14 protein-coding genes and 1 pseudogene are annotated in these 15,527 nt (G+C 26.0%); all 15 read right to left on the reverse strand.

Features of this window, described 5'->3' with window-relative positions; all coding sequences use genetic code 4:
• Positions 1–168: 168 nt before the first annotated feature.
• The 15 genes and pseudogenes from ACFEL5_RS07500 to ACFEL5_RS07570 all read right to left on the reverse strand — a co-directional run bounded on the left by ACFEL5_RS07500 (position 169) and on the right by ACFEL5_RS07570 (position 15,450).
• Positions 169–1,113, reverse strand: coding sequence for an IS30 family transposase (locus ACFEL5_RS07500; protein ID WP_338966716.1), 945 nt, complete (start codon positions 1,111–1,113; stop codon positions 169–171).
• 51 nt (positions 1,114–1,164) lie between these two features.
• Entirely contained in the window at positions 1,165–2,109 is a 945-nt protein-coding gene (locus ACFEL5_RS07505) for an IS30 family transposase (protein WP_338966716.1), read from the reverse strand.
• Between the two features lie 164 nt (positions 2,110–2,273).
• Entirely contained in the window at positions 2,274–2,516 is a 243-nt protein-coding gene (locus ACFEL5_RS07510) for a helix-turn-helix domain-containing protein (RefSeq protein WP_375315104.1), read from the reverse strand.
• 152 nt (positions 2,517–2,668) lie between these two features.
• Positions 2,669–3,196 (reverse strand): L-threonylcarbamoyladenylate synthase, encoded by a 528-nt coding sequence (locus tag ACFEL5_RS07515; protein ID WP_375315366.1) that lies wholly within the window; start codon positions 3,194–3,196, stop codon positions 2,669–2,671.
• A 12-nt stretch (positions 3,197–3,208) separates the two neighbouring features.
• A complete protein-coding gene (locus ACFEL5_RS07520) occupies positions 3,209–4,417 on the reverse strand; it encodes a hypothetical protein (protein WP_342277935.1) in 1,209 nt (402 codons plus the stop codon).
• Positions 4,418–4,424: 7 nt separating this feature from the next.
• Positions 4,425–4,943: a hypothetical protein gene (locus tag ACFEL5_RS07525; protein ID WP_375315367.1), complete on the reverse strand. Its 519-nt coding sequence runs from the start codon at positions 4,941–4,943 to the stop codon at positions 4,425–4,427.
• 13 nt (positions 4,944–4,956) lie between these two features.
• The gene (locus tag ACFEL5_RS07530; RefSeq protein WP_375315368.1) at positions 4,957–6,525 is read right to left on the reverse strand and encodes a hypothetical protein; all 1,569 of its coding nucleotides are present in this window, start codon (positions 6,523–6,525) and stop codon (positions 4,957–4,959) included.
• Positions 6,526–6,606: 81 nt separating this feature from the next.
• Complete coding sequence (gene prmC / locus ACFEL5_RS07535) at positions 6,607–7,449, reverse strand: peptide chain release factor N(5)-glutamine methyltransferase (protein ID WP_338967722.1); 843 nt, start codon at positions 7,447–7,449, stop codon at positions 6,607–6,609.
• 2 nt (positions 7,450–7,451) lie between these two features.
• The gene (gene prfA / locus ACFEL5_RS07540) at positions 7,452–8,531 is read right to left on the reverse strand and encodes a peptide chain release factor 1 (protein WP_338967721.1); all 1,080 of its coding nucleotides are present in this window, start codon (positions 8,529–8,531) and stop codon (positions 7,452–7,454) included.
• A complete protein-coding gene (locus ACFEL5_RS07545) occupies positions 8,482–9,132 on the reverse strand; it encodes a thymidine kinase (protein ID WP_375315369.1) in 651 nt (216 codons plus the stop codon). The genes prfA and ACFEL5_RS07545 overlap by 50 nt, the downstream gene beginning before the upstream one ends.
• Complete coding sequence (locus tag ACFEL5_RS07550) at positions 9,132–10,085, reverse strand: DHH family phosphoesterase (protein WP_338967718.1); 954 nt, start codon at positions 10,083–10,085, stop codon at positions 9,132–9,134. The genes ACFEL5_RS07545 and ACFEL5_RS07550 overlap by 1 nt, the downstream gene beginning before the upstream one ends.
• Positions 10,086–10,101: 16 nt before the next feature.
• Complete coding sequence (locus ACFEL5_RS07555) at positions 10,102–12,033, reverse strand: hypothetical protein (protein ID WP_375315370.1); 1,932 nt, start codon at positions 12,031–12,033, stop codon at positions 10,102–10,104.
• Between the two features lie 221 nt (positions 12,034–12,254).
• Positions 12,255–12,467, reverse strand: a pseudogene (gene rpmE / locus ACFEL5_RS07560) (50S ribosomal protein L31); the annotation flags it as partial.
• A 102-nt stretch (positions 12,468–12,569) separates the two neighbouring features.
• Positions 12,570–13,865, reverse strand: coding sequence for a hypothetical protein (locus ACFEL5_RS07565; protein ID WP_375315371.1), 1,296 nt, complete (start codon positions 13,863–13,865; stop codon positions 12,570–12,572).
• A gap of 31 nt (positions 13,866–13,896) precedes the next feature.
• Complete coding sequence (locus ACFEL5_RS07570; protein WP_342277924.1) at positions 13,897–15,450, reverse strand: ABC-F family ATP-binding cassette domain-containing protein; 1,554 nt, start codon at positions 15,448–15,450, stop codon at positions 13,897–13,899.
• Positions 15,451–15,527 lie beyond the last annotated feature (77 nt).

The following is a 15,527-nucleotide window of genomic DNA, read 5'->3' on the forward strand; positions in this document are numbered from 1 at the left end:
TTCACCCCTTAATATCCATTTACTTAAATTCAAGAAATAAACCATTATTTTCCTTTTATTTTATTAAATTATACACCATTTTATAAAAAAATTATTGAATAACTTCAATAAAATAAAGAGTTTTTATATATTATTAATTAAATTGCCAAATTGTAAAGTTAAGTGCAACTAAATTATTTTTCTAACCAAATATTCGATTGGCGAAAGATAATTTAGTATTTTTCTTGGTCTTTGGTTTAAAGACAATATAAATTTATGAACTGCATTTTTAGTAGTGTTTGAAAAATTAAATTTTTTAGGAAATTTTTCTCTAATTAAACCATTAGTATTTTCATTAGTACCTCTTTGTCAAGGTGAATATGCATCAGCAAAATAAATTTTCACATTTAAATTTTTTTCAAGTTGTTGTCAATTAGCAAATTCTTTACCCCTATCAAATGTTATAGTCTTAACAAGATTATTTGGAAGAATTGATAAATAATGACTAATATTTTTGTTAATAACTTTAGTAGTTCTATTTTCAACTAATATTGCTAAAGTAAATCTTGATGTTCTTTCAACTAAAGTTATTAAACATGATTTACTTTTACCTCGTGATGATACTACAGTATCACCTTCTCAATGGCCAAGAGTTATGCGATTATTAACATTTCGTTCTTTAATGGATTTACCATTAAATTTACCCCGATTTTCTTGAGATTTTCGTTTCTTACCTTTTCTTCTTAAATTTTTACTAGTAACCTTTTCAAGTAATCCAGAATAAATTCAATTGTAAATTGTTTTAAAACTAATAATTCATTCTTGATGAAAATTTTTAATTCTGCCATAAATTTGTTCAGGCGATCAACCTAATAATAATTTTTGTTGTACATATTTTACTAATTCTCTATTTTTAAATTTATGAAAATAAACATGTAATTGTTTTCTATTTTCTGCTTTATTTTGTGCAATTAATGAAAAATAATGATTATTATCTTTATTTCTATTAACTTCTCGATTAATAGTACTAATACTTCGATTAAGATTTTTAGCTATTTCACTAATTTTTACTTTAAATTTCAATTGATTCTCAATATAAATTCTTTCATCTATGCCAAGATGTTTGTATCCCATATAAAAACTCCTTAAATTTACTTTTTCGCCAAATTGTAAAGTTAAGTGCAACTAAATTATTTTTCTAACCAAATATTCGATTGGCGAAAGATAATTTAGTATTTTTCTTGGTCTTTGGTTTAAAGACAATATAAATTTATGAACTGCATTTTTAGTAGTGTTTGAAAAATTAAATTTTTTAGGAAATTTTTCTCTAATTAAACCATTAGTATTTTCATTAGTACCTCTTTGTCAAGGTGAATATGCATCAGCAAAATAAATTTTCACATTTAAATTTTTTTCAAGTTGTTGTCAATTAGCAAATTCTTTACCCCTATCAAATGTTATAGTCTTAACAAGATTATTTGGAAGAATTGATAAATAATGACTAATATTTTTGTTAATAACTTTAGTAGTTCTATTTTCAACTAATATTGCTAAAGTAAATCTTGATGTTCTTTCAACTAAAGTTATTAAACATGATTTACTTTTACCTCGTGATGATACTACAGTATCACCTTCTCAATGGCCAAGAGTTATGCGATTATTAACATTTCGTTCTTTAATGGATTTACCATTAAATTTACCCCGATTTTCTTGAGATTTTCGTTTCTTACCTTTTCTTCTTAAATTTTTACTAGTAACCTTTTCAAGTAATCCAGAATAAATTCAATTGTAAATTGTTTTAAAACTAATAATTCATTCTTGATGAAAATTTTTAATTCTGCCATAAATTTGTTCAGGCGATCAACCTAATAATAATTTTTGTTGTACATATTTTACTAATTCTCTATTTTTAAATTTATGAAAATAAACATGTAATTGTTTTCTATTTTCTGCTTTATTTTGTGCAATTAATGAAAAATAATGATTATTATCTTTATTTCTATTAACTTCTCGATTAATAGTACTAATACTTCGATTAAGATTTTTAGCTATTTCACTAATTTTTACTTTAAATTTCAATTGATTCTCAATATAAATTCTTTCATCTATGCCAAGATGTTTGTATCCCATATAAAAACTCCTTAAATTTACTTTTTCTAAAATAAACTTAGCATCATGAAATTTTTATATGAAATCTTTTGCAATTTTATTTACTTGCACTTACAAGTATAATTCAGCTTCTAAAATAAACTTAGCATCATGAAATTTTTATATGAAATCTTTTGCAATTTTATTTACTTGCACTTACAAGTATAATTCAGCTTATGAAAATAAACATGTAATTGTTTTCTATTTTCTGCTTTATTTTGTGCAATTAATGAAAAATAATGATTATTATCTTTATTTCTATTAACTTCTCGATTAATAGTACTAATACTTCGATTAAGATTTTTAGCTATTTCACTAATTTTTACTTTAAATTTCAATTGATTCTCAATATAAATTCTTTCATCTATGCCAAGATGTTTGTATCCCATATAAAAACTCCTTAAATTTACTTTTTCTAAAATAAACTTAGCATCATGAAATTTTTATATGAAATCTTTTGCAATTTTATTTACTTGCACTTACAAGTATAATTCAGCAATTAATATATAAAAAATATTAATACAATAACGCCTAATATAACTTATGAACGAATAATAACAATCTCACTACCTGTAGCATCAATAATTGTTGAAGCCTTTTGGTCAATAATACCCCCATCAACAATAAAATCAACTTCAAGTTTATTCTCATTAACAGTTATAATTGGATTTTCATTATGAATATTAGCACTAGTGGCAAATAGTGGTCCTGTTTGATAAACAATATCTTGTAACCAGCGATAATTGGTAATTCTAATCGCTATCGTTTCTGTGACATTCACTTTTTGTTTAACAATAATTGTTATTTTCCCCCGAGGATACGATTCATATAACTGTTCAACTTGCGAAGTAATAACCCCAATATCTTTTGCCATTGCAATATCACTAACAATAACTGCCAATGGTTTATTTTTATCTCTTAATTTTAAATGCAAGATTCTTTTAGCGACAAATTGCGAAGAATAAATTCCCACTAAACCATATACGGTATCGGTAGGAACAATACCAACTTGCTCGTTTAATAAATTATGAATAACAAGATTTTTTTGTTCTAATGATAATATTTGCATAAACTAATAAAACTATCTCGGTACCGATTCTTGCAAATACTTTTCAATATCATTATCCATAATAGTTATTCCTTCATTAAGACTTTTCTTAAAAGCAGAACGACTAGTACTATAAAAATTATTTACCTTATTAGCATAAGAATTAAATCATTTACGAGCTAAATCAGAAATAAATTTGCTATCTAGTTTATATAAAATAGCATCTTTTAAATATCCAAAAAGCGGTTCGTGTTCTAACGCTACCCGATAGATTAAGAGCATTACCCGATCAACATCAAGATCCAAACCACGGTCATAACGATTATAAAAAATATTAATTAACTTCGCAACACGAGCATTACTTTGTGCCATATTAATACGATGCAATTCCTGAACCAAAACAAAATCCTTTTCATATTCATTTTTAATTTGCTGTGTAAATCCCATTGTTGCTGGTGTAATATTTGGTAACGGATTTACAACTCCCAAGCTATTAAATTCTTCATTTTCTTTTATTAATGGTTTAATATTATTATCCTGTAATAAATTTTCTTTAGCATAAAAGTCATTAATATCATCGCTTTTAATATTCATTGTGGCACTTAAACTACCATTATAACTAGGATTTACATAACCAGCATAAACATTATTAATATTAGGGATATATTCCGTTTTTGGTTCTTTATTATTATATTTCATATTTTGTAAATTAGAATTTAAATTAAACGCTGTTCCATCCTCAAAACTATTTTCTAATAGCAAGTTATATTTTAATAATGAATTATAATTCATTGCAAACTCAACAATAGCAACAATTTTAGCAACGATTACTACTCCGCCGATAATTCAAATTGAACGACTATTTAACCACGAAATACTTAAGCCACTGTTACCACCATCCATATATATTGCTAATGATATTTGCGAATAAAAAGATAACATTAAAGATATTGCCATTGATAATGATAATAAAAAAATTCAAGCAATAAGATATTTACTTTGCTTAGTTTTATAATTTTTAAAATTTAAAAATAAAGCAACAGCAATACTTATTAAACTAATAAGTAGCGATAATAATGGTAACAAAAGAATTTTTGTTGAAGACAATAGTAAAGAATCTTTAAAAACATCACTTCAAAGAACAACTTCACTACTTAGGTAATTAGCAATAATAAAATATACAAGGTTTCATATTAATATTACATTAGCAATTAAATAAAGCCATTTTTCTTTTCTAATCATATTATCTCTACCTCACACTAGAAACTAATTCTACTTTATTAGATGCTTTTTTTCGCGCTCTAATAATTTTTTTATATTTGTAATTATATCACACAACAATTGCATTAAATATTAAGATTGGAATAAATATTAAATAAATTAAATAATCCGCATTCTGATAAACAGCATTTCCCACACTAATCGGCAATTTTCTTAAACTAAAAAAAGTCGTTATCATTAACAAAATAAAAGTAGTATAAGTAAGAAAACGATTCAAAAGATATCATTGATAATAATCACTAACAGTTAAAAATGGTCGGTTCCACAGCGGATAAAACTTAATCATAATAAATAATGCTTCACTCAAATAAAGAACAGCAACAATGCTAATACCAATAGCTCAAATTAATGTTGAAAACTCCAATGGGGCAGCTTTATAATTATATGTAAAATAATAAAGTGTTCAAATGACTAAAAAGTGACTAAAAAATAATAATATATTAGTCAAAAATCAAATTAACATTGAACGATTATATGCAAAAAACATTTTATTTTCCTCTTTATTTTTTGGATATTTTTTTTACTTTCTTAACTCTTTTTTTCTTTTCTAAAATAAAATTAGGAATTGTCATTTTTATTTTTAAATTATCTTGTTGATAAATTTTCCATAACAAAATTGAAATAATAATTGAAAAGACAGCAAGAACAATAATTTCAACACTAAACACAATTCACTCGCCAGTATTAGAAATAGCACCCCCAAATAAGGATGATTTATAATATGATATATGAAAATCAGGATATTTTTCTTTAAGTTTATAAAACATATCATTAGCAACAGCAATTAAATTATTAGTATTAGTTTGTGAATATGTAAAAAGAAATAAACCAGCAAAAAGAATTGGCAGAAAAAAAGTATAAAATAAAATTATTGAACCACGAGATAAATAAGATATCCTTTTAATAAGAACAAAAGATACACTTCAAATAATTATTAAAAATGTTAAACCTAAAATTGGCACAAACTGCACAACAAAAACAGTTGGTAAATTAGGATAATAATAAATTGGTGCTAAAATTTCAATCAAAAAAGTTTCACGAATAATTTCTTGTGGTTGTCCAGGGATTTCAAGAATATTTCTAGGATTATTATGACCATAAGGAAATTTTGATAACAAATCATAAAGATTTACTAAATCTTTATTAAGAAAATTAGCAATAATTAAAATAACTTCAATTAAAATAAATATTGAAATTAAAAAAATTGAAATTCGCAAAACATTTCAAATTGTTGGTTGTTTAAAAGAAACCCAAGTTTTTCGAAACCAATTTTGACCAAATAATAAAATTTTTTCCCGTTTATTAAAAACAAAAGCCGGTTTCACTAAATGACTAGCATAACTAGTATAATCAAAAGCAACAATTAAAGAAACTAATGTTGCTTGAATAAGAAAAACTCATCAAATACCAACTTCACTAATTCAATCATTAGTATTTCCTTTTAAATTAATTAACTTTTGATAAAATTCTTTAAAAAGAAAATTTTTAAATCACTCAATAGCTTCAGAATGAATTTTTTTACCAGATAACGCCACTAAAAATTCATGAAATTCTTCACTCGCAAAATGATAAGGATTGGGAATAATGATAATATCTTTAGCATCCTTAACTTTTACTAGCGAATTTAAAGTTGCTTCATTAGTTCATTGATATTTATATTGCCCCACAGCTAATAATCCAAAACCAACAATTGTTATAATTCAAAAAATTAATAAAACAACTACTAATGCCCTTGTTGTTTTTCACTTTTTATTTAAAAAAAATGCTCCCCCTAAAATAATAAAAATTCCTAAAAATACTAATGAAGTTCCCGTAATTGTATAGGCAAGTTGTGCATTCATACTGGAAATTATTTTAAAATCATAAAAATCAGATAAATATTGCAAAAGGATTTTAGTATTTTCCAAAGAAAAATTATAGGTCTTTTGAAAATATTGTAAGTAATATTCTTCTCTTGTAAAAACATTAAGATCATTAGTAAAAGTTGTAACTAATGAATCATTAACCAAAACAATAAGAAAAGCAATTCCCGGTGCTAACAAAAGAATTAAAAAAAGTGATATTAACAATGGTTTTGTTGCTTTACCCTTCATTTCATTTCACCCAATTCTTTATTTTCTAATGTCATTATTTTACTATAAAATTATTTATTATTCATTGTAAATAAAAAGCATTCTTCATCGACCACTAATATCTTTAATAAATTCATATTCACTAGTTGCAAAATATTCCTTTACTAATACTTCTAAAGCCGCTTTTTGTGAATAACCAAATTCAAAGGCTAATAAATATTTATTGTTCATTATTGTTTTTACTTGTTTAAAAATTAATTTATAGAAAAATAAACCATTATCAGTAGCAAATAATGCTAAATGCGGTTCATAGTCTTTAACCATATTTTCAATCTGTTCATCAATTCCAATATAAGGGGGATTACATACTAAAATATCAAACTTATCATCATTATTAACAAAGGACGCTAACAAATTACTATTAACAAATTTAATATTTTGACAATTAAGATTTAGCGCATTAGCTTTTGCAACTTTTAAAGCTTCACTACTAATATCACTAGCAACAACAAAAACTTTTGCTTCTTCTAACGCTAAACTAATAGCAATCGCACCACTACCCGTAGCAACATCAAGTACTTTAATTTGCTTTACATCTTGAAAATAGTCATCAACATAATACAAAAGATTTTCTACTAATTCTTGCGTTTCAGTACGCGGAATAAAAACATTGGGGTTAACAATAAAATCACGCCCCAAAAAAGTTTGATAACCTAAAATATATGCCAACGGTTTTCCCTGTAAATTAATATTAATTAAAGCATAAAAGTCTTCTTCACTAACTTTACTTTCAATATCTAAATTGGCATATAATTCTTGCAAGGAATAGTTTGCTAAATGAGCTAATAATCATTTACAATGGTGACTACGATAATCAACATATAATTTTTCACCCTTTTGTAATAACTGATGATAGGTCATAACTAATCTTCCATTCCCATTTTTCTTTTTTGTTCATCATCAATTAAAGCATTAATAATCTCATTAAGTTCACCCAGCATAATTCGATCAAGTTTATTTAATGTCAAATTAATCCGATGGTCACTAACACGATTTTGAGGATAATTATATGTTCGAATTTTTTCTGCTCGCACACCACTACCAACAGCACTTTTTCGTAATGTTCCCATTTCACTTTGCTGAGCTTCAAGTTTAGCTTCATAAATTTTAGCAAGTAACACTTTTAAAGCCTTATCCTTATTATCATGTTGACTGCGACCATCTTGTGAAGTTGCCACAATTCCAGTTGGTAAATGAGTAATGCGTACTGCTGAATCAGTAGTATTAACATGTTGCCCCCCAGCACCAGAAGCCCGATAAGTATCAATTTTTAATTCTGACGGTTTAACATCAACATCTAAAGCACTAGCTTCGGGTAAGACAACAACCGTAGCTGTAGAAGTATGAACTCTTCCTTGTGATTCAGTTTTAGGAATTCTTTGCACGCGATGACTACCAGCTTCAAATTTCATTTTTGCATAGACTTTTTCACCTTTAATCAAAAATGAAATTTGCGAAAAACCACCAGAATTTGATATTCGTGCATCCAAAAGTTCTGTTTTTCAATTTTGTGATTCACAATATCGTAAATACATCCGATATAAATCACCAGCAAAAATATTAGCTTCATCACCACCAGCAGCACCACGAATTTCAATAATAACATTTTTATCATCATTAGGGTTTGCTGGCAATAATGCAACTGTTAACTGCTGTTCAACAAATAATAATGATTCTTCATTACCTTTTAATTCTTCTTTTGCTAAATTTAACAAATCAGCATCTTTTTCATTTTGAAAAATATTTTTAATTTCTTGAAGATTGCTTTCAATACTAAGATATTTCATATATAGCAATACTGTATCATTAAGTTTAGCTCTTTCTTTAGATAACTTAGTTAATAATTCAATATTATTATTAATATCGGATTGACTTAGTAAACTATTAATTTCATTATAACGATGTTTCATTGTTTCCAATCGTTCTCGGGTTTTGACATTCATTTTTATTCTCCTTAATATTAGTTTGTGGATAATCATTAACAATATGACAATGACGACAACGCGCCTCATAAAATTCATTAGCACCAATTAAAACAATCGGGTCATGATAACTAGCAGGAAATCCATTAATTATTCTTTGCGTTCTTGTTGCCGGCGAATGACATTTTACACATATTGCTTCTAATTTAGTAACAAATTCAGCTCGCGTTAATAGTTCTGGCATACATTTAAAAGGTTCACCACGAAAATCTTTATCTAAACCAGCAACAATAATCCTCTTTCCCTGATCTGCTAATTGTTCTAAAACTATTAAAATATCACTTGTAAAAAACTGAATTTCATCAATCGCAATAACCTCGGTATCATCATCTAAAAATTCAATTAATTGTTGCGCATTACAAATTCTTATTGCTTTAATTTTTCTATTATTATGACTAACAATTTCTTCTTCATAACGATTATCAATTAATGGTTTAAAAATTTGAATTTTTTTATTAGCAAATGATAACATATTTATTCGGCGGATTAATTCCTCAGTTTTACCAGCAAACATACAACCACTAATTACTTCAATTCATCCATCTTTATAACGCACATACATTATTTCCCCTCACTTTGATTAATATTTTTTGCTAACAAATTTAAATCATTTAATAAGGCATCAACAGTATGTCAAGAATTAGTTTTTACACCAGCTGCACGATGATGACCACCGCCACCATATTTTGCTGCTAAATCATTAATTTTCAAACCAGTACTCCGAATACTAATTTTAATAAACTCATCATTTTCATCTTGACTACAAAATGCTCATATATGTATTCCCAAAATCCTCCCTAAGAGATTAACTAAATTATTAGCTTTTTCTTTAGTAATTAAAAATTCTTTCAAAATATCTGGTGTTAACTTTAAAAAAGCAACGCCATTGTCAGTAACCGTAAAATTACTCAAAGCAAACGCTTGAAATTTTATAATATTCATTGGCCGTTGATACAAATTATTATAAAGTTGTTCAATATTAAAACCCGTTGTCATTAAAAAATTTGCTAATAAAAAAGTTTCTGGTCGCAAATTACCATAAAGAAACCTTCCCGTATCAGTTACCATTCCATGAAATAGTGCTTTAGCAGCCTCCTTTGTAACTTGCAAGTTATTATCTAAAGCTAACTTTGCTACCATTTCACTTGCTGATGGTGCCACATCATCAATTCACTCTAAATCAGCATATTGTTCATAAAATGGATGATGATCAATTTTAATCTTATATTTTCCTTTTTCTCATCCACTGCCATCAATTCGCTCGGCATTAGCACAATCACCAATAATTACTAAAGCATCACGATAGTCTTCTTCCTTAACATCATCACAGATACCAATATAACTCAAGTCTAATAAACTAACACCCCCAGTTAAAACTCTAATATGAGGCAAATTAGTAACAATTAAATGTTTTAAACCAAATTGGACACCATACGCATCACCATCAGGACTAATATGGCGCAAAATTATTACCGTGGAATATTCTTTTATCTTATCTCAGATTTGTTTTGTCATTTTTTATTATTCTCCTCTATCATCTCTTAATTAATTGATCGGTTTTACTATCAAACAAATAAATACCCCCTGACAAAATATCAAATTTAATTTCTTCTTTTAAAAATTTTTTATTATTTGATGGTGGAGTTATTACTTTAATAATTTTATTATCATTTAAAATTACATCAAGTAATCAATCACCTTTACGCATTTTTTTTAACTTAATAACTCATCCATAAAGGGGTTGCTTATTAATAACTTTTATTTTATGTTTGTAAAAATCAGGAACAATTTTTTCTGGTAAAATACCAACATTAAAACTAAAATTTTTATTTTCCATATAAAGTGTCTTTAAACTGACAATATTAATATTATCAATTAATAATCACGATTCAGTATAATTAAAGTACGCAAACCAATTTAAATGTGGGGAACTAATCGCCTGTAAAACATCCTTATTAAAAGGTTGAGCAATAATATTTTCTTTTGTATCTTGCTGAACAATATCACCATTTTGTAAAATAATAACTTTTTGGGCAACATCAATAACACGATAACCATATTTACTAATAATAAGAATCGTTAAATTATAATGCTTTTGAAGTTTTTCAATTAAATAACCAAACTCATTTTTATACTGTTTAGATTGTTTAACTAAAGTATCATCAATAATAAGTAATCGTTTTTGTTGAATAAGAGCAATAGCAATTTGCAACTTAACGCGATCTCAACCCGTAAATTGTCAAATAAAACTAAACTTTAAGCCTTTTAGCTCAATATCATCAATAATATTCTTTACTTGTAATCAAGCTTGCTGACGAACCCTAATAACTGCTCTACTAGCAGTATGAACTTCATTTTTAAACTTTTTTACACTAATTTTATCAAAACCATTTAAAAGCAATTGATGATAAATATAGGTTTCATTCATAATTTTTCCTTGAAGCATTTTAATTTCTGAAACTAAAATTTCACTAATAATTTGCCCTTGTTGAAAATAAAATTCATTGCGGTATTCTCTTGTTGCCTGTTTTCACTGCTTAAATTTATTACTTTTTTTTAAACGAATAAAATCAGCATTTTTATGTTTATACTCAATGCTTTTAACTAACTTTCAAAAATTTTTCGCATATGCTTTCGTATCAATTTCCGCTTGTAAAATATTTTTTCTTAACTCAGTAATTTCCCCATCTAAAGTTTCTAAAAACTCATTAGCAACAAATGTTACTTCTTTCATCTTAAATGAACGCTTATTTTCCTTATGTCCTTGATGACAATGACAACTTTTTTCCATTCTTGTTAAAATAAAAATTTTATCTCATAAAGCTTGTAAAAAAGTTAACCGACTATTTAAAATTGTTAATTTTTCCGCTTCTACAACTCAACTTTGAAATCTTTGCATTAAAATTGAAGTATTATTAGCATTAACATCATTCATAATTTGTTTAATTGCTGTTTGATGAAATTTGTTAATAAACTCATAATATTTATTAATCCGTGTTTCTTCAAGAATCCGACTATTTTTAAGAAAATTCTCATTAAAATCTCGTAATTGGTCTTTATATTTTTTCTTATCAAGATTAATACCATTATCAATTAAATCATTTAAATGATGTTTAGTATCACGATAATCTTGTTTAGCTTGCAAATAAAAATTTTTATTTTTTAAATATAAACTAGTTAATTTTCAAGGAATTGAAAAAATTGAAAAAAGAAATTTTTGTGGAAAAATTAATGCTAATGGGCGTTTTTTTGGTAATTGTGTTGTAATATTTTCTTCATTAAAAATTATTTGCCCAGTTTCTAAATTCTTGCCATCTTTAAAAGCTTTAAATAAAGCATTTTTTTCTTCATAAGAATTAGTAAGTAAAACACAAACATCATTATTAGAAATATTAAAGGAAATATTTTTTAAAATAACAATATCTTTTTGTTTAACAACAATATCCTTAAGTTCTAATATCACAAAATCACCTATTTCTTAGTCTCATTACATTATACGACAAACTAAAAATAATACGAAAAAACTCACTATAATTTGTTTTAGTGAGTTTTAAACTATTTGTTTAAAGAATCTTTCAAGTCTTCTAATGATATCTCTTTTAACTTATCACTTTTTTTACTTGCATTTTTAACGATTGGTTTTTGATTTTTAGCATTTGCAATTTGTTGCTTTAAAATTTCTTGTTGTTTTGCTTGTTGCTTAGCAAACTTTTCTACTTGGCCATCAGCACGCATTGATTGTTGTTGACCAGTATAAAAAGGATGACATTTTGAACAAGCATCTACTCTAATTTCTTTTCCCTTAGTTGAACCAACAGTAAAGACATTAGAACATGTTATACAAGTAATTTCTGCTTCATAATAGTTAATAGCATTCTCTTGATCTTTTTTATTCATTATTCCACCTCTAAAATATTTTCACTATAAAATAATAACATATATTATGTTAATTACAAAATCAGCGTTTTTAATCTATCTTGTTGCCAACAACATTATCGCTTACGCAAGCAATTTTGTTCCAATAATCTCATAATACTTATTAGGTAAGTATTCCAAGAAAAACTCATTGAGTATTGTTCAGCGAACCGATAATTGATCGCTTGGCATACTAATCGGTTGTAACAACCATTGACTAAATAACTCTGCAAACTGTTCTTTTAAACTAACAAACTTACCATAGTTACTATCAACAAATAATTTTGATACTAAAGCACTAATTTTTGCTTCTGAATTAGAAAAATATATTTTGCCATTTATATCAATAAATTTAATCTTACTTGGAAGATACCCCAATTTACTAGCAATAAAACGAACAAATTCTTGGGATGCAGAAATTTTTGTTTTTTTTAATTTTCACCCCTTTTTATATCAGGCTTGATTTTTATTAGTAGATTTTTGTAATCCATTTTTAAATCATTTATCTAAACGAACTTCATCACTAGCATTAGTTTTATCTGGTAAAATATTACTATTTAACTGCTCAGGAAAAAAATTTAACAAGTTTTCTAACGCATGACCATACTCATGAATAATCCCAGTAGTAACATTACTAGTAGAAAATTGACCATTAAAATATTGGGATTTAATATGGTCTTTATCAACAATACTTGGTCGCAAAGCAATAAACTGATAACCATATTGTCAATCTAAAACCGTAACCCCTAAGGTATTTTCTGAATCAGTCTGTAAATCAAAACTATTAGTAACCAAAAGGGCAACTAATAACTTAGCAACATTTTTTTTACCATAATATTTACTTAAATAATTATACATCGCTAACAAATACTTTGAATCATTACCAATTTTTTGTTCCAATAGTTTCAAATCAAGCATTGGTTTTTGTCCATCTCTTAAGTCAGTATTTTCAAGATTTTTTACTAAATCATCATAACTTGAATAATAATCTCTTAACAATAATGAACTTTGTTCATACTTATTATATTGCTCTGTACTTTTATTAGAAACTTTTAAAATCTCATTATAACAAGATTGTAACGCTTTTCTTTCAGCAATATTGTTTTTCTTTCTATTAATAGTTGCTAAATATTTCATATATTTTGAATCACCATCAGATGATGGTGATTCAAAATCTAAATTCCAACGATGAAAAATATCTTCTAAGTTTAACCCTTCACTTTTAAGATTAACATTCTTACCCTCAAAAGCACAATTATAATTAATTAACGAATCATTATCATTAGGTAATTGATAATCATAAAAATTAAAAGCGTTACACCCTACTAACAAAAACAATATGATAATAATATTAACAACTAATGGTGTTTTTTTAATCATTGTTATCCTCCCTAATTATCACTTATTTTAATTACTTTATTTTATCATTTTTTATCATAAAATCTATAAAATTTAATGTTTTATCCACTCAAGAAGTATTAAAATTAATATCATGACTAGTCAATAATACTGTCCCAGAATAATTGGTTATTGCTTCTAATAATGAATCCTTAGCTAAATCATCTAAATGATTAGTTGGTTCATCCAAAATTAACAAACTACAAGGAATTAAAGATAAAACTGCTAACCGAACTTTAGTTTGTTCTCCCCCTGATAATTTATTAAGGGTTTGCATCGCTAACTCGCGCTTAATTCCAAAACTAGCTAATATTTTCCTAATTTCACCATCATCTATTTCCGGATTTAATGATTTTAAATATTGTATTGGCGATAATTCAGGAAAATTATAAAACTGCTTAAAATAACCAATCGTAACATTATCACCAATCGTAATTATCCCTGATATTGGTTTAATATTACCAGTTAAAGTTTCTAGCAATGTTGTTTTTCCAATCCCATTATAACCTTGCACCAATCATTTTTCACCTTCTTTAATCGTAAATGATAATGAATTAATTAACGGTTTAGTATAACCAATCGTTAAATCTTTTACTTTAAGAGTAACCGATGTTAAACTTCGGCGATACTTAAAATTAAAGTTTGGTTTACTAATTTTTTGTGGTTTAGCAATAATTTCCATTTTTTCCAATTGTTTTTTTCGTGACTGGGCACTTTTTGCTGTTGACTTTCTAGCAATATTTTTATTAACATAAGTTTGTAACTTATCAATTTTCTTTTGTTGTCCTTGATATTCCATTAAATACTGTCGTTGATTTAATTGTTTAAGTTCTAAATAATGATCAAAATTACCAACATAACGAACTAAATTAAAATTTTCAATTGCATAAATAATATGAGCAACTTTATTAACAAATGCTTGGTCATGTGATATTAATAAAAATGCATACGGATATGTTTGTAAGAAACTTGCTAACCAATTAACTTGTTGGGTATCTAAAAAGTTAGTTGGCTCGTCTAATAACAAAAAGTCATTTTTTGATAATAATAATTTTGCTAAAAGAATCTTACTTTTTTGGCCACCACTTAAACTAGATAATTTTTGTGCTAATGATGATTTATCAATTGCTAAACCGATAACTAAATTATTAATTTCTTTTTCAACATTATAAAAATCACTATTATCAAGTTCAGTTTGCAGTTTTAAAGCTTTATTTAAAATTTTTTCTTCATAATTCAATGATAATTGATGATATAATTCATTAATCATTTGTTCCTTTAAAAATAAATCTTTATATGCTGTTTTTAAATAGTCTAATGCTGAAATATTATTATCAACCAATTGATGTTGATCTAAATATCCCATTTTAACATAAGGAAAAAAAATTAAATCAATTTTATCAGCACTAACTTTACCAGAAATAATATTTAATAATGTTGTTTTGCCACTACCATTAGGTCCAATCAAAGCAATATGCTCACCAACATTAATTTTCATTGTTGCTTTTTGATATAACGATTTACTACCCGTACTATGATTTAATTCTTTAATAAATAAAATACTCATTGCTTCTTTCACCTCAAATAATAAGTTAATGATAACTTGTTTTAAAAATTTTTTATATTTCAGACTTGGTACATAAC

It is taken from the genome of Spiroplasma endosymbiont of Tipula paludosa, assembly GCF_964264785.1.
In the GTDB taxonomy this organism is placed as follows: Bacteria; Bacillota_I; Bacilli_A; order Mycoplasmatales; family Nriv7; genus Nriv7.